The organism is Sphingomonas hankookensis (assembly GCF_022664465.1).
Lineage (GTDB): Bacteria > Pseudomonadota > Alphaproteobacteria > Sphingomonadales > Sphingomonadaceae > Sphingomonas > Sphingomonas hankookensis.
The window spans coordinates 36,885-58,465 of the sequence record NZ_JAKREV010000007.1; the positions used below are offsets into that span (position 1 = coordinate 36,885).

General features: G+C 66.7%; 20 protein-coding genes and 1 tRNA gene. 9 read left to right on the top strand and 12 right to left on the bottom strand.

Annotated features, from left to right (window positions below; translation table 11 throughout):
* Positions 1-7 precede the first annotated feature (7 nt).
* The 5 genes from MF610_RS16395 (at position 8) to MF610_RS16415 (ending at position 4,308) form a co-directional block, all read left to right on the top strand.
* Positions 8-286 (top strand): DUF6691 family protein, encoded by a 279-nt coding sequence (locus MF610_RS16395; protein WP_339328547.1) that lies wholly within the window; start codon positions 8-10, stop codon positions 284-286.
* Positions 264-1,925, top strand: a complete 1,662-nt coding sequence (locus tag MF610_RS16400; RefSeq protein WP_242200849.1) for a bifunctional protein tyrosine phosphatase family protein/NAD(P)/FAD-dependent oxidoreductase — start codon at positions 264-266, stop codon at positions 1,923-1,925. The genes MF610_RS16395 and MF610_RS16400 overlap by 23 nt, the downstream gene beginning before the upstream one ends.
* A complete protein-coding gene (locus tag MF610_RS16405; protein WP_242200851.1) occupies positions 1,922-2,701 on the top strand; it encodes a sulfite exporter TauE/SafE family protein in 780 nt (259 codons plus the stop codon). The genes MF610_RS16400 and MF610_RS16405 overlap by 4 nt, the downstream gene beginning before the upstream one ends.
* Positions 2,702-2,899: 198 nt before the next feature.
* On the top strand, positions 2,900-3,400 hold the full coding sequence (locus MF610_RS16410; RefSeq protein ID WP_242200861.1) for a DsbA family protein: 501 nt from the start codon (positions 2,900-2,902) through the stop codon (positions 3,398-3,400).
* Positions 3,401-3,420: 20 nt separating this feature from the next.
* Positions 3,421-4,308: an MBL fold metallo-hydrolase gene (locus tag MF610_RS16415; RefSeq protein WP_242200863.1), complete on the top strand. Its 888-nt coding sequence runs from the start codon at positions 3,421-3,423 to the stop codon at positions 4,306-4,308.
* Positions 4,309-4,491: 183 nt separating this feature from the next.
* On the opposite strand, the gene MF610_RS16420 is transcribed toward MF610_RS16415, so the two are convergent.
* Positions 4,492-4,848 (bottom strand): hypothetical protein, encoded by a 357-nt coding sequence (locus MF610_RS16420; protein WP_242201441.1) that lies wholly within the window; start codon positions 4,846-4,848, stop codon positions 4,492-4,494.
* Positions 4,849-4,954: 106 nt separating this feature from the next.
* Between MF610_RS16420 and MF610_RS16425 the strand changes: the two genes are divergently transcribed.
* Entirely contained in the window at positions 4,955-5,290 is a 336-nt protein-coding gene (locus MF610_RS16425; RefSeq protein ID WP_242200865.1) for a hypothetical protein, read from the top strand.
* A gap of 84 nt (positions 5,291-5,374) precedes the next feature.
* Here the strand turns inward: MF610_RS16425 and MF610_RS16430 are convergent, their stop codons facing one another.
* From MF610_RS16430 to MF610_RS16440, 3 genes are all read right to left on the bottom strand, one after another.
* Positions 5,375-6,079, bottom strand: coding sequence for an NAD-dependent deacylase (locus MF610_RS16430; RefSeq protein WP_242200866.1), 705 nt, complete (start codon positions 6,077-6,079; stop codon positions 5,375-5,377).
* A 96-nt stretch (positions 6,080-6,175) separates the two neighbouring features.
* Positions 6,176-9,151 carry a TonB-dependent receptor plug domain-containing protein gene (locus MF610_RS16435; RefSeq protein ID WP_242200876.1) on the bottom strand — a complete coding sequence of 992 codons (2,976 nt, stop codon included), beginning with the start codon at positions 9,149-9,151 and terminating at the stop codon, positions 6,176-6,178.
* A gap of 118 nt (positions 9,152-9,269) precedes the next feature.
* Positions 9,270-12,344: a glycosyl hydrolase family 28-related protein gene (locus tag MF610_RS16440; protein WP_242200878.1), complete on the bottom strand. Its 3,075-nt coding sequence runs from the start codon at positions 12,342-12,344 to the stop codon at positions 9,270-9,272.
* Between the two features lie 213 nt (positions 12,345-12,557).
* On the opposite strand from MF610_RS16440, the gene MF610_RS16445 reads away from it, so the two are divergent.
* On the top strand, positions 12,558-13,052 hold the full coding sequence (locus MF610_RS16445) for a gluconokinase (RefSeq protein WP_242201442.1): 495 nt from the start codon (positions 12,558-12,560) through the stop codon (positions 13,050-13,052).
* 125 nt (positions 13,053-13,177) lie between these two features.
* On the opposite strand, the gene MF610_RS16450 is transcribed toward MF610_RS16445, so the two are convergent.
* Both MF610_RS16450 and MF610_RS16455 read right to left on the bottom strand, forming a co-directional pair.
* Positions 13,178-13,855: a FadR/GntR family transcriptional regulator gene (locus MF610_RS16450; RefSeq protein ID WP_242200880.1), complete on the bottom strand. Its 678-nt coding sequence runs from the start codon at positions 13,853-13,855 to the stop codon at positions 13,178-13,180.
* A 22-nt stretch (positions 13,856-13,877) separates the two neighbouring features.
* On the bottom strand, positions 13,878-15,230 hold the full coding sequence (locus MF610_RS16455) for a GntT/GntP/DsdX family permease (RefSeq protein WP_242200882.1): 1,353 nt from the start codon (positions 15,228-15,230) through the stop codon (positions 13,878-13,880).
* 259 nt (positions 15,231-15,489) lie between these two features.
* Between MF610_RS16455 and MF610_RS16460 the strand changes: the two genes are divergently transcribed.
* A complete protein-coding gene (locus MF610_RS16460) occupies positions 15,490-15,738 on the top strand; it encodes a helix-turn-helix domain-containing protein (protein ID WP_242200909.1) in 249 nt (82 codons plus the stop codon).
* A 62-nt stretch (positions 15,739-15,800) separates the two neighbouring features.
* Positions 15,801-18,809, top strand: coding sequence for a glycosyl hydrolase family 28-related protein (locus MF610_RS16465; RefSeq protein ID WP_242200923.1), 3,009 nt, complete (start codon positions 15,801-15,803; stop codon positions 18,807-18,809).
* 41 nt (positions 18,810-18,850) lie between these two features.
* Here MF610_RS16465 and MF610_RS16470 read toward each other — a convergent pair whose 3' ends face one another.
* The 6 genes from MF610_RS16470 to MF610_RS16495 form a co-directional block, all read right to left on the bottom strand.
* Positions 18,851-19,243 (bottom strand): MFS transporter, encoded by a 393-nt coding sequence (locus MF610_RS16470; protein WP_242200956.1) that lies wholly within the window; start codon positions 19,241-19,243, stop codon positions 18,851-18,853.
* The gene (locus MF610_RS16475; protein ID WP_242200981.1) at positions 19,240-19,446 is read right to left on the bottom strand and encodes a TOBE domain-containing protein; all 207 of its coding nucleotides are present in this window, start codon (positions 19,444-19,446) and stop codon (positions 19,240-19,242) included. Before MF610_RS16475 ends, MF610_RS16470 begins: the two co-directional genes overlap by 4 nt.
* A gap of 146 nt (positions 19,447-19,592) precedes the next feature.
* Positions 19,593-19,669, bottom strand: a tRNA-Arg gene (locus tag MF610_RS16480).
* A 52-nt stretch (positions 19,670-19,721) separates the two neighbouring features.
* Positions 19,722-20,384, bottom strand: a complete 663-nt coding sequence (nth, locus tag MF610_RS16485; protein ID WP_242200985.1) for an endonuclease III — start codon at positions 20,382-20,384, stop codon at positions 19,722-19,724.
* A complete protein-coding gene (gene dapB / locus MF610_RS16490) occupies positions 20,381-21,109 on the bottom strand; it encodes a 4-hydroxy-tetrahydrodipicolinate reductase (RefSeq protein WP_242200993.1) in 729 nt (242 codons plus the stop codon). Before dapB ends, nth begins: the two co-directional genes overlap by 4 nt.
* Positions 21,110-21,220: 111 nt before the next feature.
* Positions 21,221-21,580, bottom strand: a complete 360-nt coding sequence (locus MF610_RS16495) for a hypothetical protein (RefSeq protein ID WP_242201003.1) — start codon at positions 21,578-21,580, stop codon at positions 21,221-21,223.
* Position 21,581 lies beyond the last annotated feature (1 nt).

Here is a 21,581-nt window from a genome sequence, read left to right on the forward strand (position 1 = left end):
GGCGATCGTGCGCCGTTGCGCCCGTCCGATCGTGGCGACGGAGTTCCACCTTCCCGCGACGCGGCCGATCGCCGGTCGCCTGATCGCAGGCGCGGCCCTGTTCGGCATCGGTTGGGGTCTGCCGGGCCTGTGCCCCGGCCCCGCCATCGCCAGCCTCGGCGTGGCGCCGATCCCGGCCCTGATCTTTTGCGCAGGCATGGCGGTGGGCTTCGGCCTGTACCGCCTCGTGCCGGCTACCTCCTCCACCCGCAAGGGATCACGTGATGGCCTTCAAGCAGCTCGATGACGGCATCGCGGTTTCGCCGCAGCTCAGCCTCGCCGATGTCGGCCGGGCCGCGCGCGAAGGCTATCGCTCGATCATTTCCAATCGCCCGGACGGCGAGGAAGCGGGCCAACCGAAGGCCGCGGCGATCCAGACCGAAGCCGAGCGCAATGGAATGGCGTTCGCACACATTCCGATCGTTTCCGGCAAAGCCGGCGACGCCGATGGCGACGCGATGGCGCAGGCGCTCGCTACCATGCCGAAGCCTATCCTCGCCTACTGCCGCAGCGGCACGCGCTCGACGACGCTGTGGGCGCTGGCGAACGCCGACAAGGCGGAGCCAGGCGATCTTATCCAGCGGGCGGCCGGCGCCGACCACGACATTGCTGCCCTCGAACCCGCGCTTCGGCGCCGCAGAAAGGCCCATAACATGACCTACGACGTCGTTATCGTCGGGGGCGGTGCCGCCGGCATTGCCACCGCCGCCAGCATCCTCAAGCGCCAGCCCAAGGTGACGATCGCGATCGTCGATCCGGCGACGGACCATTACTATCAGCCCGGCTGGACGATGGTCGGGGCAGGCGTCTTCACGGCCGAACAGACCCGCAAGGCCGAAGCCAATGTGATGCCGAAGGGCATCGAGTGGATACGGGTCGCGGCCAATGGCTTCGATCCCGATCGCAACGCGGTCGCGCTAGAAGACGGGCGCACGCTGACCTACCGCGTCCTCGTCGCCGCGCCGGGCCTCCGGCTTGCCTGGGAAAAGATCGAGGGCCTGGAACAGACTCTCGGCCGCAACGGCGTCACCTCCAACTATCGCTACGACCTGGCACCTTACACCTATCGCCTCGTTCAGGAACTGAAGAAGGGGCGCGCGCTGTTCAGCCAGCCTCCCATGCCGATCAAGTGCGCGGGCGCGCCGCAGAAGGCGATGTACCTGTCGTGCGATATCTGGCGCGAGGCCGGCGTGCTGCCGGGGATCGACGTCGAGTTCCACAACGCCGGCGCGGTGCTGTTCGGGGTCGCGCATTACGTCCCGACGCTAATGGAATATATCCAGAAGTACGGCATCGATCTCTGCCTTGAATCCAACCTCGTCGCGGTCGACGGCGACCGGCAGGTCGTCACCTTCGCGCAGAAGAAGGACGGGGAGACGGTCCGGGTCGAACGAGAGTTCGACATGCTCCACGTCGTGCCGCCCCAGGTGTCGCACGAGTGGGTCGCCAAGAGTCCGCTCGCTGCGGCCAGCGGCTTCATCGAGGTCGACGAGCCGACGCTGCGCCACAAGAAGTACGAGAACGTCTTCGCGCTCGGCGATGGCGCCGGGACCAGCAACGCCAAGACCGCTGCCGCGGCGCGCAAGCAGGCTCCGGTGGTGGCGGTCAACGTGCTGGCGGCGCTCGACGGCAAGCCTCCGGTCGCCGATTATGACGGATACGGCTCGTGCCCGCTCACGGTCGAGCGCGGCAAGATTGTGCTGGCCGAGTTCGGCTATGGCGGGAAACTGCTGCCGAGCTTCCCGCGCTGGTTCATCGACGGGTCGAAGCCGACACGCGCCGCCTGGTATCTCAAGGAGCGGCTGCTGCCCGCAATCTACTGGCATGGTATGCTCAAGGGCCGCGAGCCGATGGCCGCACCCCATATGATCGGCAAGGGGGCATGACGCTGGAGCCGATCCAGTACGTGCTCGGGAGCGTATCCGGCGCGCTGGTGGGGTTCACGCTGGGGCTCGTCGGCGGGGGTGGTTCGATCCTTGCCGTGCCGCTGATGGTCTATCTGGTCGGCGTGCCGAGCGCCCATATGGCGATCGGCACCAGCGCTTTCGCGGTCGCCGCCAACGCTGCGACCGGGCTGATCGGCCACGCGCGCGCCAGCACGGTCAAATGGCGCTGCGGCGGCATGTACGCGGCGGCCGGGGTCGTCGGCGCCTTCGCAGGTTCTACCTTGGGCAAGGCGCTCGACGGGCAGAAGCTGTTGTTTCTCTTCGCGCTTGTCATGCTGGTAGTGGGCGGCCTGATGCTGCGTGGGCGCAAGGATCGCGGCGTCCCGGGCGCGGAATGCAATCGCGAGAACGCGCCCAAGGTGCTTGGCTACGGCCTCGGTACGGGCATCTTCTCCGGTTTCTTCGGTATCGGCGGCGGGTTCCTGATCGTACCCGGGCTGGTCGCTTCAACGCGGATGCCTATGATTAACGCAGTCGGCACCAGCCTCGTTGCGGTGACCGCTTTCGGGCTGACGACGGCTCTCAATTATGCCTTTTCCGGTCTAGTCGACTGGCCGCTCGCCGGTGTGTTCATCGCCGGTGGCGTCGCGGGCGGTCTGCTCGGAACGATGCTCGCCAAACGGCTGTCCGGCACCGGCACATTGACGACGGTGTTCGCCGCGCTGATCTTCGTGGTTGCCATCTACATGCTGTGGAAGAGTTGGACTGCGCTGTGACGCGGCTTGCGGCCAAGGACCGGCGCTGTCGCGAGATCGCGGCTTTGATCGCGGCGGGTGCCGGCTCTGCTCACCCGGAGACAAGCGGTGCAGCTCGGCGCCGTGGTGGTCGGGGCTGGGCGGTAAGGCAGGTATTGCGTCGAACCACGCCGATCGGTCGCGCGATCGGCCCGCGTGCGGACGCGATCATGGCTGGTGATGGCTCGCCCGAAGACGGACCCGCCGATGCCACGCTGCGGCTTGCGGTCTTTACCGACTATCGATGCCCGGCCTTGTCGCCACGCCTTCCCGGCGATGGAAGAGGCGGTGCGGCGCGATGGCAAGGTGCGGGTCATCTACAAGGACTGGCCGATCTTCGGCCCGCCCTCCGAACGTGTGGCAAGCATCGCGCTCGCCAGTGCCGAACAGGGGATATACCCGGCGGTGCATCGCAGCCTGATGACCGACAGCCGGATCATTGACGACGACATGCTGCGCGACGTCGTCATCGGCGCAGGCGGCGACTGGTCGCGCGCGATGCGCTGGCTGGCAGCAAACGCTGGGCTGGTCGCGGGGCGGCTCCGCGCCAACGGACAGGAAGCCTATTCGATCGGGCTGTCCGGCACCCCAGGGTTCCTGGCGGGGCAGATGCTGGTGATGGGCGCGATCAACGCGGACGATTTCGCAAGACTGTTCGCGCGGTCGCGGGCGGCAAGCTGACGGATATGGGAGGACTATGTATGATCGAATATCACCACGAGGGCATGACGGTCGCATCGCTCCACGACGAGCGCACGGGCAGCTTCCAATATATCGTCGTCGACGACGCGACCAAGATCGCGGGGATCATCGATCCGGTTCTCGACTATGATCCGCGCGCTGGCGCCACCTCGACGCGCAACGCCGATCTGATCCTCGACTATGTACGCGCGAACGGGCTGACGGTCGAATGGCTGCTCGACACACACCCTCATGCCGATCACTTCTCGGCCGCCCCGTATCTCGCCGGCAAAACGGGCGGGAAGACCGCGATCGGTGAGAAGGTCGTGAAGGTACAGAAGCTGTGGCAGGATATCTACTGCCTGCCTGATCTGCCCGTCGACGGCAGCCAGTGGGACCGGCTGTTCGCTGACGGCGAGACGTTCCGGATCGGCTCGCTCGATGCTCGCGTCATGCTGTCGCCCGGCCATACGCTCGCCTCGATCACCTATGTGGTCGGCGACGCCGCGTTCGTTCACGACACGCTGATGGTGCCCGACAGCGGCACGAGCCGCGCCGATTTCCCGGGCGGCGACGCGCACGCTCTCTGGCGTTCAATCCGCGCCATTCTGGATCTGGCTCCGACCACCGTGACCTATGTAGGCCACGATTACGGGAAGGACGGTCGCGAGGTGAACGGCCGAGCGACCGTCGCCGAACAGCGCCGCGACAACATCCATGTCCATGACGGCATCGACGAAGCCGAGTTCGTCGCGACCCGCGAGAAGCGCGACGCGACGCTGCCGCTGCCCGACCTGATGCTCGCCGCGCTCCAGGTGAACATCCGGGGTGGCCGGCTACCCGAGACGGAACCGTGCGGCACCGCCTTCCTCAAGGTGCCGCTCAATCGTTTCGGACAAGACGAATGAGGGAACCGCTACCTCCGACTCCGCCACTTCCCCGACCAAACCGACGGATTCCCGTATCAGAATTGGCGATCGGGGATTTCGCCCAGGACGGGGTGCGAAGATGGCATGTCACGGGTCACGCCCGCGTGCCGGATCGCCTCGACTCCGACGCGCTAGGCCGGTCGATCGGTCCGACCATCCCCCTTACTGATTGCGAAGCGTGTTCTCAAAGCCTTCGTTCGCCTTCGTCATCTTGGCCAGCTTCCGCAGATAGGCGCGGACATGCCGTTCGAACCGGACATCGTCATACAGACCGGTCGCGGGATACTCGTCCTGTCCGATCAGTTCCTTCAGACGGGCGGCGAGCTTGGCCGGGTCGTCAGTGCAGTCGGCGCGCTTGAGCGCGCGGCACACCCATTCCTCGGCCGCGGCCTTGTCGAAATCGTCGCGGGCGTCATAGCCGCGCCGGTCCGCCGCTGCCTGATCCAGCCGCGACACCTCGTACCGCCGTTCCAGCCATGTGCGGACCAATGCCGCGTCCCAGGGTTTCGGATTCGTCATCATGCTCCCAGCCGATCCCGGCGATCTAACCCTGTCTCCGGCTTTCCATAGGACGCAGCGTATCGTTTCGCTACAGGCAGGGCAGGCAACGCAGTTAGATCGCATTATGGCCCGACGTTCGAAGCACGACCCCTACGATCATCTTCCGCAGGAAGAGGACTCCGCGCCCCCGCCGGTACCGTGCTGGCTGTGCGGTCGACCGACCGGCAAGACCATCGTCTGGCATCATCCCGTGCCGAAAAGTCGCGGTGGCCGCGATGTCGTGCCGATGCATCCGGTCTGCCAGCAGACGCTGATCTCCAATTTCACCAATTCCGAATTGCAGCGGCATGGCATGGAGGTAGCGGGGCTGCTGGACAATCCGAACGTGCGCAAATTCGTGGATTGGGTAGCGAAGAAGGACCCGGACTTTACCGCGACGATCACCAAGAAGCAGCGCTGACCGCCGTCATCGGCTGCGTGCAACGGCTGATGCGGCTCGGGTGGCAGGTCGCGCGATATCCGGTCGGCAAGCCGCGGGCCAGGCTCACTGCCCGGCCAGTATCTCGGCCACCCATGCGGGTACCAGTTCGCTGGCAGGGCCAAGGCGGCTCTCGTCGAACTGTTCCGACCCTGCCGAGCGTTCTAGGTTGAGTTCGATCGTCGCGGCACCGCGATCATTCGCCCATTCGACGAACCCGGCGGCGGGATAGACCGCACCCGACGTGCCGATCGATACGAACAGGTCGCACGCGCCGATTGCCTCGACGATCCGGTCCATCTCATAGGGGATTTCGCCGAAGAACACGATGTCCGGCCGCAATGCCGCCGATCCACAGGAGTCGCATCGGCTGCCCGGCGGCAACGCGCCCGTCTGTGGCGCGCGTGCCCCGCATGCGGCGCACAGCGCCGAACCCAGCGCACCATGGATGTGCAGCAACCGAGTCGCCCCGGCGCGCTCGTGCAGGTCGTCGACATTCTGCGTCACGATCAGCAAGCCGCCCGCCCAATCGCGGTCGAGGGTCGCCAGCGCATGATGCGCCGCATTGGGCACGACCCCGGCCAGCGCCGCCCGCCGAAGGTCGTAGAAGCGATGGACCAGCGCCGGATCCGCGCGCAACGCCTCGGGCGTGCAGACGTCCTCGACACGGTGCCCTTCCCACAGCCCGCCGGGGCCGCGAAAGGTTGCGATACCGGACTCGGCGGAGACACCCGCCCCGGTCAGGATGACGATGTTCCGTGTGGCGCGCATGGCCGGAGCTTACGGGACTTGGGGAATGTCGCAAGGCGCCGGATAGCCGGTACCCCCTCGGCGCAGGCAGGGGTACCGGCCGATCGTCGATCCGGCCTAGAAGTTGAAGCGGATGCCCGCGCGATAGGTGCGGCCCAGCGTGTCGTAGAGCGCCGGGTTCACGTCCAGCCCGGTGTTGGTCTGCGGCGACGGGGTCGGGTCGTTGTCCGCCACGTTGTCGATCTTGCCGTACAGCACGGCATTGTCGGTGATTTTGAACGATGCGCCCAGATCTAGGTAGAACTCGCCCTTCATCTTGTTGAAGTTGACCGTGTTGTAGTTGCCGGTCGAAACCGGGCAGCTCGTCTGGCAGACGACATAGTTGTTGTTGAAGACGCCGTCGGAGAACCAGCGTTCCTGCACCGTCAGCGTGAAGCGGCCGCTGTCATAGGTCTGCGTCGCCAGCCACTTCCAGTCGGGGATGGCACCGCTGTTGGCGCCGGCATCGTCGCGCTTGGCGACGCCGGCGATCCCGGCATCGACGATGAATTCGCGGACATGCGTGCCGAGCGCGCGGACCGTGAAGTTGCCCGGCAGGCCCAGCGGCTGGCGCCACTGGTAGCTGGCCTCGAGGTTGAAGCCGCTCGTCTTCCACGACGCCAGGTTGAACGGCTGCACGTTGACGAAATTGCTGCCCTGCGGTCCGTCCAGCCGGAAGCCGCCGCAGAAGGCCTGATCCCCTTCGAAACAGAAGCGCACGATCTGGTCGGGCGACAGGGTGGAGACGACGCCGCTCAGCTTGATCTGGTAATAATCGACCGACAGGCTCAAGCCCGGCAACCACGATGGCCGTGCATAGACGATGCCGAGTTCGGTATCCCGCGCGGTTTCGGGCTTCAGGTTGGGATTGCCGACCGTGTTCTGGAACACCTGCACCGCGACGTTACGGAACGGATCGTTGAAGCTCGGCAGGGTGGTGACGGTCGGGGCCGCGAACAGCTCGGACAGGTTCGGCGCGCGCACGTCGCGCGACGTGACCGCACGCAGCGTCAGCCCGTCGAGCGGCGTCTTCCACGTACCACCGACCTTCCACGCCCAGATCGTACCCGACGTGCTGTAGTCGGTCAGGCGCGCGGCGGCGTTCAGATTGGCCCGGCCGGCGGCGTCGCTGTCGAACAACGGCAGATTGGCCTCCACAAAGCCTTCCAGCACGTCATATTTGCCGGTGCCGTTCTTGTAGTTGCCCGCCGCCCAGTTGCTGCCCTGCGCCGAGTTCAGCAGCGGATCGGCGGGATACAGCGCATTGTTGGGGCTGGCATCCGCAACGCCCGCGCCATAGGCATCGCCCCGGACCCGGTAATATTCGCGGCGATATTCGCCACCGAAGGCGATCGACAGCGGCCCCGCCCACAGGTCGACCGGCTGGCCCGAGAAGTTGAGGCTGGCGACATCCTGTTTCAGCGTCGTACGCTGCAGCGGCCCGGCCTGCGGCATCAGATAGTCGAGCGCCGCCTGGCTCGGCCGGAAATTGCCGAAAATGTTGATCGGCTGGCACCCCAGCGCCCGTGCGCGTTCGTCGGCGCAGACGATCGCACCGTTCAGGACCACCGCGTTGGTCGCGGCGACATAGCGCGGCTGGAGCACGATTCGGTCGACGTCGATCGCGACCTTCGTGGTGCCATGCTGGTAATAGGCGTCGTAGGTCCAGTCGGTGCCGATCACGTCGACCTTGCCCTTCGCACCGACGACGAAGCGATACTGGTCGCGATCGGTCTGGACCAGCTGATTGGGCAGTTGCCCGTTGCTCGACCCGAAGTTGAACGAGGTGATGCCCGCCGTCGCGCACCGATCGCGGACCAGCTGCGGCAGGAACGGGTTGGCGCACTGCACGGTGAGGTTGGGGCGGTTATAGCCCGGACTCGGCTGGTTGCTGGTCTTCACCTGCGCGATGTTGACCGTGGCGTAGATTTCGTTGGCCGCGTCGAGGTCGTAGCCGATCCGGCCATAGCCGTTGATCCGCTCCAGCTTGGACTTCAGCGACGCGCTCGATCCCGGGGCACCCGACAGGTCGCCGCCGACGCAGAAGCTGTTGCCGGGGAAGCAGTTCGATACCCGGCCATTGCCCAGCGGCGTACCGCCCGACCCATAGTTGAAATTGACCGGCGTCCCGTTGGCATCGAACGCGATCCCCTGCAGCGGGCCGTTGTTGATCAGGCCGTATTTGGCGTATTGATAGGGCTGCGCGAAATCGGAATAGATGAACTGCGGACCCGGACCATTGGTGATCCCGGTATTGAGCAGCGTCGATGCACGGTGCCAGTCGCGCCGTCCGGCAAGGTCGATGCCGTAATTGCCGGGGCCGACGCCGCCTTCATTATCATATTCGCCACTGACGATCAGGTGCAGCCGATCGTCGAACAGCGACGTGCCATAGGCCGCCTGCACCAGCGCGGTCTTGTCATCGCCATAGGTGGTGATGCTGCCAAGGACATTGGCCTTGAAGCCGTTGAACCGGGTGTCGGTGATGAAGTTCACCACGCCGCCGACCGCGTCCGAACCATAAGAGGCCGATGCGCCGCCATTGACGATGTCGACCCGCTTCACCAGCAGCTGCGGGAACATGCTGATGTCGGGCACGCCCGTCACGTTGGCCCCGACCACGCGCTGCCCGTCGAGCAGCGTCAGCGTACGGATCGGCTGAAGGCCGCGCAGCGAGAAGGAGCTGAGCCCCTGCGTGCCGCTCGACGTGCTGAACGTACCGGTCGACGCACCGGTCGACCCTTGCAGCGACGGCAGCTGCTGGATGGTGTTGAAGATGTTCGGCTGGGCGTTGTTCGCGATCTGCTCTTCGCCGATCACGGTCGTGGGCGTCGGCGCGTTGAACCCGTTGGCGACGATGCGGCTGCCGGTGACGGTGATGTCCGACGAATCGCTTTCCCGTTCCGGCTGGGCCGGCACTTCTTGCGGCACGGCGGTCGGCACGTTCGGGGTCGTCTGTGCAACGGCCGGCGCAGCGCCGAGGGCGCAGGCAAGGGCAAAAAGGCTCGACGCGGTGCCGAGGCGGCAGCGATCAGGCGAAAAACGGTGCATCATCCAACCCCCAGGTTCATGGCCGGTCCGTCACCCCCTCCGGGAGCGGACCGTTGAGTCGGATTTAGCGGATGCTGTTCGCGCTAACATCCACGACCATGGTCGCGGGTGTCGCGGGTCGTCAGGGTCGCGCCGAATACAGCGCATGATGCGTGAGGATATAGAGCGTCCGCCGGTCCTCGCCGCCGAACAACAGCTGGAGCGGCCGGTCGGGCACGTCGATGCGACCGACCTCGGCACCTGCGGCGTCGTAGACGAATACCTGTCCGTTCGCGACATAGACGCGGCCATCGGGACCGGTCGCCACGCTTTCTCCGCCGCGCGGGGCAAAGGGCTTCAGTTCGCTGACCGCGCCACCCGTACCCAACAGCCCGGTATAGGTGCGGTTCTCGGATGCGTTGACGACGTGGATCCGATCGCCGACCTTGCCGGTGACCCAGCCATAGGTGTCGAGCAGGTCGGAGAAACGCCAGCCGAGATGGTTGGTCGGCCCCTGCTGCCACACGCGATAGGCGGGCAGGACGATGCTGCCGTCGGGCGAGAGATATTCGCGCGGCTTGGGTGCAGACATGTCGCGCGCGAACATCTCGGGCAGCGTCGTGAACCGGTCGCGCGCCGGGTCGTACTGGTCGCGGAACTCGCCATTGTTCCAGAAGCTGCCGGGCAGTGCGACACGTGCCCGCGATCCGCTGCGGGCGGCGGTCGGTGCGATCGGGCGCACCGCGTTCGGTGCCTTGGGATCGATCGCATAGACGGTGGTTTCCGGGCCGTCCGACGACATGACCAACAGGTCACCCGAACCATCGACCGCCAGGTTGACCGCATCGAGCGGCGCATCGGCGACGACCGACAGCTTGACCGTATCGCTCCAGCCATGAATGCGCTGGAACTGGCGGTCGATGAAATACAGCTTGCCGCTCTGGTCCACCGCGCCGCCGCCGATCGAATAGAAGCCGTCGGCCAGCTTGCTGACCGGCGTCATCGACGCGGTAGCAGGCATCGTCTTCGTCGCGTCGGTGATGTCGAGCACCGCGAACTCGCGCTCCCGCACGTTCCCGCCTCGCGTGACATCGGTCAGCGCATTCTCATACGGATATTTGCTGGCCCGCAAATAGGTGCCGCAGCCATTGTCGTCGCAGGTCGCAAAGCCGCTTTCGGCGTTCACATGGACGTTGCGGAAGCGGATGTCGCTCGACCCGTACAGCTTCACCGCCGCCGCTGCCGGCTGGATCGATCGGGTAACGCGATAGCCATGGAAGTTGGCGAACAGGATGTTGCGCGAATTTCGCACCTCCAGCGCGACGGCGTTGCGGCTCTCGCCCGCTTCCTCCTCGGTCTGTGGGGCAAAGAAATTCCAGTTGCGCACGCCGTCCAGCACGATCTCGGCGCGGGCATGATGCTCCGCCGACATTTCGTAGACATGGCCCGGCGTGGTCGTGTTGGAGACGTAGAGCCCGGCTTGGGCATAGGTGTTGGGCGTCCACAGCCCGTTGAACGTGCCGCCGCCATTGTCGGTGACCCACAGGCTGGCAAACTGGCCGTCCCACCGCTTGGCTACATCGGCGTCGGCGCTGTGGTTCGCGTTGTACGGTTCGAACCGGCTGCCATCGGCCAGCGTGGTGCCGTGCCCGCCCTGGAACTTCACGTCATCGACCAGCGAGCGTTCGCCCGCGCGCCACAGCATCGCCGTCGCGCGTGGATTGATGCCGCCGGTGAACAGCCCGAACCCGCTGACGATCGCATCGCCGCCCTTCGCGCTCTCGATCAGCGCCTTGGGCGACCCGACGCCGCGATAATTGGGCAGGTCGTCGGGCAGTACGATCTGCGTCATGCCCGGATGCAGGCCGATCAGGACGCTGTCGGGGCGCAGCTTCAGCGTGTCGGTGACGCGGTAGAAGCCGGCGGGAAAATACAGCACGCGGTTCCGGTCGATCGCCCGCTGGATCGCCTGGGTATCGTCGGCCTTGTTGTCGCCCTTCACGCCCAGACTGCGCACATCGACCCAGCTCGCCACCGGTGGCAGCGCGCGGATCGCCGGGTCGCGGCGCTTGGGCAGGCTGGCGATCGCAGCCGCATCGAAGCGCGTCTCGTACGTACCCGGCTGGTTCAGGCCACCGACGGTCAGGCCATAGGTGAACTCCCCTACCCGGTAGCGTGATCCCTTCCCCGCCACCGTCCGTCCGCTGTCGCGAAACCGCGCGAAGGTCGGGGTGTTGCTCGCCAGCGCACTGGCAAAGCCGATCTGCGTGAACACGCTGCCTTCGTTGCTGATGACGACGCCGGCTTGGGAAACATTTTCGAACCGGACGTCGCTGCCCCACAGCCGGTCGCTATGGCCGCGATCGATATCGATCCCGACGGGCGTGTTGCGGATCAGCGTGTTGACCAGCGTGAAGCTCGCGTCATGTTCGCGGATCGCCGCGTCGCGCTGTCCGTCGAACGTCGAATCGAGCAGCGTGTACTGCCACGCCGGCGAAGTCTTCTCCGCCAATATGCCATAGCGCCCGCCGAAGAAGCGCAAATCCATGCCGAGATTGCCGACCTGATATACCCCGGCCAGCGCCGAGCCGAGGCGGAAGTCGATATGCGCGAGATAGGTGTGCTGCGCGGTGTGCTGGCGGACGGCCGTAGTCGCCGGATTGCCCTCGCCGATCTCGAAATCGACGTTGGACAGCGCGGAATAGAAGGTGCCCGAATTGGCGTCGGCGATGCTGGCGTCGAACGGCACGCTGGTGGGCGGCGGCACCGGGACGGTCGCCGCCCCCTTGATCGGGTTCCCCCAATTGTCGAGCGTGACCCCTCGCGGATTATTGCCGGCGAACAGCACCATCGTGCCGACGCCGCGCTGGAACCCGGGCGTGTTCGCCGCCAGCAGCAGCACCGGCCGCGTTCGCCCGACGCCGAACACGCGCACCCCCGGCCAGATAAAAAGCGTGCGGGTAATGCGGTATCGGCCAGCGGGCAGGAACACGATCCCGCCGCCCGGCTTCGCCGCCGCGGCGTCGAGCGCCTGCTGGATCGCCGCACCATCGTCGGCGACCCCGTCGCCCTGCGCCTTGACCGTGATCGCGCGCGGATCGTTCGGGGCGGTCAAAAACACTGACGGCCCGCGCACCGGCTGCGCGACGGCGACGGCACCGACGGGCAGCGCGGCGAGCAGGACACCGCACCAGATCGAAGTCGCCACCTTGCCCATCGAATAATCCTTCTACGCCCTGTAGATACCTTCCTTAGCACGGTGCGTTGTCCATGGGACCGCGACCAAGGTCGCGGTGGTCAGCGCGTGCCGAAGCAGGCAGCACCCACGAAGGAACCCGCCCGCGCCGCATCGGCCGGGTCGGCAGCAAGGACGAATCACCTGCCACCGCCCCCGATCCCCGCCGCCCTGCCCCGCTGCGCCGTCGTCGTCATGGGCGTGTGCGGCTGCGGCAAGTCGACACTGATGCGCCACCTCGCGGATCGGCTGGACTGCGCCGGGTTCGAAGGGGACGCGTTCCACGGCGAGGCCAATGTCGCCAAGATGCGGGCGGGCCATCCGCTGGACGATGCCGATCGCTGGCCGTGGCTCGACCGGCTGGGTGCGGCGATCGGCGCGGCGGTCCAGCGCGATGGACTGGCGATCGCTGCCTGTTCCGCGCTGAAGCGCAGCTACCGGGAGCGTCTGGAACAAGCCGCGGGCGTGCCGCTGCTGTTCGTGCTGCTCGACGGCGATCGGGCGGCGTTCGCCAAGCGCCTTGCCCGGCGTCGGGGGCATTACATGCCGCCCAGCCTGCTCGACAGCCAGCTCGCCACGCTCGAACGCCCCACGCCGGACGAAAACGCGCTGGTGCTGCCTTGTACGTGGCCGGTCGGGCGATTGTCCGCAGCGGTGTCGGAGCATACCCCCAGCGAGGCGATAATCTAGCGTTCGATCCCTCTGCATGGAACCGTCACCCGAGCGCAGGCTGGGGTCTCCCGCGGCTCCTGCTGCGTGCTACCACCGGGAGATCCCAGCCTGCGCTGGGATGACGACTGGCGAAGCAAAGCCCCCTACGGCATCAACCGCTTGCGCCCCTGCGACAAATGCCACCGCATCGCCAGCGCCGCGCCGTCGCCGTCCTGTGTGCGGATCGCGTCGACGATCGCGTCATGCTCCTCCATCATCGCTTCGATCACCTGGCGTGGACGCGCGCGCGAAATGTCCACCCCGGCGCGCAGGATACGCATCACGCCTTCCTGCAACTGGTCGAAGATCGCGACGAAGGCGTCGTTGCCGGTCGCCTCGGAAATGGCGCGGTGGAGTTGCCAGTCCTCTTCATGTGCCGGCGCGCTCGACAGCAATGCCCCCCGCAGCGCCGCCAGCCGCTTCTCGATCAGCTCGAGGTCGTGGTGCGAGCGACGCTGCGCCGCCAGCCGCGCCGCCTCCGCCTCGACCACGAACCGCACTTCATAGGTGCCGAGCGTCGCTGCCAGCCCGTCGAGCGGCACATGCGCGCCCAGCCGGTCCGACGGGCGCCGCTTCACATAGGACCCGGCACCGCGCCGCGCCTCGGTAATGCCGTCGGCGGCAAGGCGGACCAGCGCCTCGCGCACGATGGTGCGCGACATGCCGAACATCTCGGCCAGCCGTGCTTCGGACGGCAGCCGGTCGCCGGACGCAAGGTCGTCTTCCTCGATGATCCGGACGATCGCCGTATAGGCGCGATCCGCCAGCCTTTCCCCCGTCACGGTCTTCCTCGTCTCCGCCCGATCAGACGATGTAGCTCAAACCGGCGACCATGATGAGCCCGGCGACCGAAATTACCGTCTCCAGCAGCGACCATGTTCGGAACGTATCGGCGGTGCTGGTGCCCATATATCCCTTGACCAGCCAGAAGCCCGGATCGTTGACGTGGCTGAAGAACACCGATCCCGCACCGATCGCCAGCACGACCAGCTCGGGCGATGCGCCCGACGCGGCGACGACGCCCGGCATCACGCCGACGGCGGTGATCGTCGCGACGGTCGCGGAACCGGCGGCCAGCCGGATACCGACCGCGACCAGCCAGCCGAGCAGCAGGGGCGAAATCGGGTACATCATCACCAGCCGCGCGAGCAGGTCGGACAGGCCGGCGCTCACCAGTACCTGCTTCAATGCCCCGCCCGCGCCGATCGCCAGCAGGATCGCACCCGCCGCGCCCATCGTCTCGTGCCAGATCGACTCCTGGATGGCCGCCTCGCTCAACCGCCGCCCGAACAATACCGGCAGCGCGACGAGATTGGCGATCAGCAGCGCGAGTATCGGGTTCGCCGCGGCGGCCAGTACGCCCGAATCCTTCAGCGCCGGCACCAGCTTGGCCAGTTCGCCGGACGCGATCAGCACGATCGGCAGCAGGACGATGAACAGCGCACTGGCCCGCGACGGCGTGACCAGGTCGATCACCGGATCGCTCAGCACCGGCTCGGTCAGCCGGACGCCCGGCGTCACGAACCGCGCCAGCACCGGTCCGGCAAGGATCGCGATCGGAATGGCGATCGCGACGCCATAGAGCATGGTGAGGCCAAGATTGGCGCCCAGCGCCTCAACCGCCAGCAGCGGCCCCGGATGCGGCGGCACCAGCGCATGGACGACGCCTAGCCCTGCAAGCGCGGGCATGATGAGCCGCAGCTTCGCCGCGTCGCGGTCCGCAGGCGTCGCGCCGCTCGCCATCTCCTTGGCGGCGGCGACCACGATCGGCAGCAGCAGCACCAGTCCCGTTTCGAAGAACAGCGGCAGGCCGATGACGATGGCGATGCCCAGCGTCGCCCATGGCGCAGCGCGCGGACCGGTCAGGCGGAGCGCACTGGTCGCCAGTGCCGATGCCGCCCCCGACAGGTGCAGCATCGCGCCCAGCGAGAGGCCGAGCGCGACCACCAGCCCGGTGCCGCCGATGATGTCGCCGACACCCTTCTGCACCGCCTTCGCCGTGTCGATCAGCGGCAGCCCGGCGAACAGCCCGACGGCAAACGCACCGCACAACAATCCGATGAACGGATGCAGCCGTCCGCGCACGATCAACACGATCGCCAGCGCGATACCGGCGATCGCGGCTACGGCCAGCCGCAGGTCGTCCCCGCCCGTCATTTCGCGACTCCGCGACTCGTCCGCTGTGGCATCGCCACCCTCCCCCCATGTGCCCCGCTGCGGTCGTGCCGTGCGAGTTGTCCAACAGATCAAACCGACTTTATTGAAAAAACCGCTTGAACAACGTCGTTATAGTCAGACATAATCAAAGCTGTCCAACCGATTTCGGATCAACCGGAACGGATCGGACAGGCCCTAGGCGCAGGTGTCGGCTGCGTTTCCGGTCATGGCACAGGGAGAGAGCAATGAAAGGGCAGCAATGGTAGCGCTCATGATAGCGGAGCCGCCGGTACGGGACGTCAGCCTGCAGGTGCAACTGACCCCGACCCAGGCAAAGGTGCTCCACGGCGTCCGTTCGGGACAGTTCAACAAACAGATCGCGCATGACCTCGGCATCGCCGAAGCCACGGTGAAGGCGCACATGACGGCGCTGATGCGCAAGCTGAACGTGCAGAACCGCACGCAGGTGGCGATCGCGGCGCAGTCGCTGGTACCGCACATCGCCTGACCCCCTGCCCGGCGTGTGCGGCTGACCCCGGCGCCGGGCCCCTCCATCGACGGAGCCTCCCCATGAAGGTGCACAGCCTGCTGTTCGCTGCGACCCTGCTCGCCCCCGTTCCTGCCGCCGCGCAGTCCGCGCAATCGACGTCGGTTTTCCTGACCGCCCCCGACGATCCGCGCGCCGTAACAGTGCGGGGCGTCGGCGACGGACGCGCCGACGATACCGCCGCGATCCAGCAGGCGATCGACTCGGTCGCGGCCGATCGCCAGCGCGGCGGTGGCGGCGTCGTGTTCCTGCCGTCGGGCCGCTATCGCATCTCGCGCACCGTGTTCCTGCGCTCCGGCGTGCGGATGTTCGGCGTCGGGGCGACCCGCCCCGTGCTGCTCCTCGCCGACAACACCCCCGGCTATGCCAAGGGGATCGGCGCGATGCTGAGCTTCAGCGGCGAGGATCAGTATCGTGCGGGCAAGCCACCGGTGCCGCCGCCCACCAGCGTGCCCGCCAACGACGCGATCTTCGATGCGACCTCGACGACCTTTTACTCGGCACTGGCGAATGTCGATTTCGAAATCGGCGACGGCAATGCCGGGGCGGTCGCGGTGCGGTTTCGCGTCGCGCAGCACGGCTTCCTGCGCCACATCGACTTCCGCCTCGGCTCGGGCTTTGCCGGCATCTACCAGGCGGGGAACGAGGCGGACAATCTGCGCTTCTTCGGCGGCCGCTACGGCATCGTGACCGAAAAGACGTCGCCGGCATGGCAGTTCACGCTGATCGATTCGGAATTTTCGGGCCAGCGCGCCGCCGCGATCCGCGAACATGAGGTCGACCTGACGCTGGTGAACGTCGCGATCCGCGATACTCCGGTCGGAATCGAGATCGACCGCGGCTATTCCGACTCGCTGTGGGGCAAGAACGTCCGGTTCGAGAATGTGCGCGATGCCGGCGTCGTCGTCTCCAGCGAACAGAGCGTGTTCACCCAGGTCGGCTTCGACAACGCGATCGGCATCAACACGCCGGTGTTCGCGAAATTTCGGGAAAGCGGCCGCACCATCGCCGGCGCCGGCGCGCAATGGCGGGTCGCCGACTTCTCGCACGGGCTGAAAGTGGCGCGCGTGGGAGAGATGGGCAAGACCGCCACCGACATCACCATGAATCCACTCGCCAGCGCGCCGGTGCGTGCCGCGTCCGCGTTGCCGCTGCTGCCCCCGGTCAGCGAATGGGCCAATGCCCGTACGCTCGGGGCGAAGGGCGACGACCAGACCGACGATACCGCGGCATTGCAGCGCGCGGTCGACACCCACCGCGTCGTCTATCTCCCGACCGGCCGCTACCGCATCAGCGACACGCTGAAGCTGCGCCCCGACAGCGTCCTGATCGCGCTCCACCCGAACCAGACGCAGCTCTACCTGCCCGACAACGCGCCGCGCTTTGCGGGCGTGGGCAGCGCCAGGGCGATGGTCGAAAGCGCCAAGGGCGGCAATGCGATCGTTTATGGCCTCGGCCTCTATGCCGGCGGCGTGAACCCGCGCGCGTCGAACATCATCTGGCGCGCGGGCGAACGATCGATGATCAACGACGTCCGCATCCATGGGCCGGTGATCTATAATCAGGGCAAGGCGAGTGGCGGCGGGATCGATCCGCAAGCCCGCTGGGACGGGCAGCAGGCCAGCATCTGGGTCACCGATGGCGGCGGCGGCACGTTCAACGCGATCTGGACACCGAACGGGCTGGCGTCGACCGGCTTCTATATCAGCGACACCAAGACGCCGGGCCATGTCTATGAGCTATCCGCGGAACATCATTTCAAGAACGAGATCGTGCTGCGCAACGTCGAAAACTGGGAGTTTCTGGCGCCCCAGACCGAACAGGAGGTGCGCGACGGCGTCTATGCGGTGTCGACCGAGTTTCACAACAGCCACAACATCCTGTTCGCCAACTATCACGGCTATCGCGTCACCCGGACGGCCAAGCCGATGGACACGGCGGTGCGGCTGGTGAACTCGGGCGATATCCGCTTCCGCAACGTCCATGTGAACGCCGAAAGCGCCTATGCGCATTGCGATACCGAAGGCTGCGGCACCTTCGTCCGGGCCAGCAAATATCCATTCGAAAATGCGATCAAAGACCTGACGACGGGCCAAGAAGTACGCGAGCGCGAGTTCGCGAAACTCGACGTGCCCCCCGCCAGCCCCCGCCCCGCGGTGGTTGCCGCGGTTCCGGCAACGCCCGGCGTGACCAAGCTCGCCGACGGCTTCTACTCGATCGCCGGCGGCGCCGTGGATACACAGGGCAAGCTCTACTTCATCGACCGCTTTCACCAGCGCATCCACGGCTGGTCCGCGTCCGAAGGGCTGACCACCGTTTCGCAGGCGAGCCTCGACCCGGTGAACCTGACGATCGACCGGTCGGGACGATTGCTGGTGCTGTCCGGCGCCGGGCGCGACGGCACGGTCTACAGCATCGATCCCAGGGCACCCGACGACGTCCGCACCATCCCCGCCACGGCCCCACGCGCCGGCGGCGCGATCGCCCTGCCGGTCAATGTGTGGGCCAATGGCGAATTCGCCGACCGCATCGACCAGAAGACGTATCAATTCCCGCCGCTGTCCGACTTCTTCGCCGCCAAGATGGGCGAGGCGAAGCGGCAGGCCTATGTCTCACCCGACGGGTCGGTCGCCATCCCGGCGTTCCGGGTCTGGAACCAGGGGCCGGACGATAACCAGGGCTGGCGCTGGTCCGACACGCTCGACAGCTACGGGTTGGTCACCGCGCGGGCGGGCGAGCGCGCGGTCCTGACCAACGCGTCGGAGAATTTGACCTATAGCGGCCGGGTCACGACCGGCGGCGCGCTGACCGACCTGCGCGTCGTCGCGCCGCGTGGCGGCGAAAGCGTGGCACGCGGACCCGGCGGCGAACTCTACGTCGCCAACGGACAGGTGTGGGTGTATGACAAGGACGGTCGCGAGGTGCGGCGCATCGACGTCCCGGAACGCCCCCTGCAACTGCTGATCGGCGGCCCGGACGGACGCACCCTCTTCATCCTCGCCCACCACGCGCTCTACGCGATCGGACTGTAGGGCTTTCGCTGCCGACGCGCGGTGTTCGACGACGCGTATCGCTACGTGCGATGCCCGCTCATTGTTTCACCCGCGTCGGCGGCGAAACGGCGGTTCCAGAAGAACGCTATGCCGGAGATCGCGGACACGACGACGAACGCGGCCGAGAACGCCGCCAGCGTCGGCTGCCGCCGGCCGCCGGCCAGCGTACCGACCTGCAGCACCATCGCCGTGGCGCAGATGCCGAGCGACAGCATCAATTGCTGGAACGTCGCATAGAGGGTGGTCGCCGCGCTCATCCGGTCGCCCTCGACCTCGGCATAGGCGATGGCATTATAGCCGGTGAACTGGAACGACGTGAAGAAACCCGACAGCGCCAGGACCGCGACGATCGCCGCGACCGGCCAGTCGGGGCGGAACAGCGCGCAGGTGATAGCAGAGGCTGCTGATCTCACTTCCCGATCATCACATCGCTCGCCTTCACGATGACGGTCACCGTATCGCCTTTGGCGAGGCCCAGTTCGTGGATGGATTCTTCGGTGATGTTGGCGGTGACGATATTCCCGCTGCCGATATCGACCTTGATCGAACCGTTCACGGCCCCCGGCGTGATCGCCACGATCGTCCCGGAAATCTGGTTGCGCGCGCTCAGCTTCATCACCGCTCCTCAGGGCATGCGCGCCCGGACGGACGCGTGGCCGCTTATACCTGCATCCGGGAACGATCGCCATGCATTGTGGGTCGGCGCGTCGACGCAGAACGACACGAGATGCCGGCCGCGTCAGTACCAGCGCTGAACGAAAATGGCGCACCCGAAGGGATTCGAACCCCTGGCCTCTGCCTTCGGAGGGCAGCGCTCTATCCAGCTGAGCTACGGGTGCTTGGCCGTGGAGGCACGGGCCTAGCAAAGGTCGCGCGGCATTGCCAGCCGTTTCAGTCGGCCGGTGCATCCTTTTGCGCCGGGGCCGGGGTTTTCGGTCGGAAGGCGCACAGATCGGGGACGGGACAGCGCCAGCATTCGGGGCGGCGCGCCTTGCAGATGTAGCGGCCGTGCAGGATCAGCCAGTGATGCGCATGCAGGCGAAACGGTTGAGGCACGACACGCTCCAGCACCGCTTCGACCGCATTCGGGGTCTTGCCACGCGCCAGCCCGGTGCGGTTGCCGACGCGGAAGATGTGGGTGTCGACCGCGAAGGTCTCCGCGCCGAACGCGACGTTCATCACGACGTTCGCGGTCTTGCGCCCAACACCCGGCAGCGTTTCCAGCGCGGCACGATCGGCAGGCACCTGCCCACCATGCTCGGCGATCAGCGCTTCGGACAGGGCGATGACGTTTTTGGCCTTGTTGTTGAACAGGCCAATGGTGCGAATGTGGTGCTTGAGGCCGTCCAAGCCGAGCGCGACCATCTTTTCGGGCGTGTCGACGGTGGCGAAGAGCGTGCGCGTGGCCTTGTTCACGCCGGCATCGGTCGCCTGCGCCGACAGCACGACCGCGACGAGCAGCGTATAGTCGTTGACCGATTCGAGTTCGGTTTCCGGGTGGGGATTTTCCTCCGCCAGCCGCCGGAAGAATTCGAAGACGTCCGCCTTCTTCAAACGCCGAGCACCGCATCCATCGTGTAGCGGCCTGCCGGCGCGCTCGCCAGCCACAGCGCGGCGCGCACCGCGCCGCGGGCGAAGAGCGCGCGATCGTCGGCGCGGTGGCCGAGTTCGATCCGCTCGCCCTCCCCCGCAAACACCACTTGGTGATCGCCGACGACGGTGCCGCCGCGCAGCGAGGCGAAACCGATCGTCCCCCCTGCCCGCGCACCGACCAGCCCGGCGCGGCCGATCACGCCGCTGTCGGACAGCGTCGTCCCCAGCCCTTCCGCCGCGGCATCGCCCAGCATCAGTGCGGTACCCGAGGGCGCGTCGACCTTCAGCCGGTGGTGGCTCTCGACGATCTCGATATCCCAGTCGGGGCCGAGCCGCCGCGCCGCATCGCGCACCAGCCGCGACAGCAGCGCGATGCCGAGCGAGGTATTGCCGGTCTGCAGCACCGCGACGTCCGCCGCCGCTGCATCGATCATCGCGTGATGGCGGTCGTTGAGGCCGGTGGTACCGATGACGATCGGCGTCGCCGCGGCGCGCGCGGCGGCGAGATTGCCCTCGAGCGCAGCAGGCGACGAGAAATCGACGAGTACGTCGGCGCGCCCGGCGAGGTCCGCGGGGTTGCCGCCCTGATCGACGCCGCCGGCCAGCGTTTCGCCGACCCGTTCGATCTCAAGCTCGATCGCGCGCCCCATCCGGCCCTGCCAGCCGAAGATACCGATGCTGGTCACTGATCCTCGCCCGACTAGTTCCGGACCGCCCGACGCGCCCCCGGCTCGTGCCCGTCCATGGGCCCGGCGGCGGGGATGTGCAAGCGATTGTGGCGGTGGAGTGCCGTTGGTTCAGCGTTGGACCGACGCGACCGGTGCCTCGGCATATTTCGGATCGGCGGGGTCGAATTCGACCTGCGGCACGAAGGTGCGCGAAGTGAGCGCGACATTGCCGAGGCCGGCGAGCTTGAACGTGCCGACCTTGAAGATCTTTGGCGCGCTGCCCGCGCGTTCGACCGTCACCGCATCGACATGCAGGTCGCCATGCTTGGTCCACAGCATGTGCGGCGCGAGGATCATGTCCATGTTGTTGTAGCGCACCGACAGGCATATCCGCTGCATCAGGGCAAAGCGGATGATATCGCTCAAGGACGCGCGTTCTTCCTCGGTCGAGGGATCGGGTGCGGAGTCGGTTACGGCATCGTTGTGCATC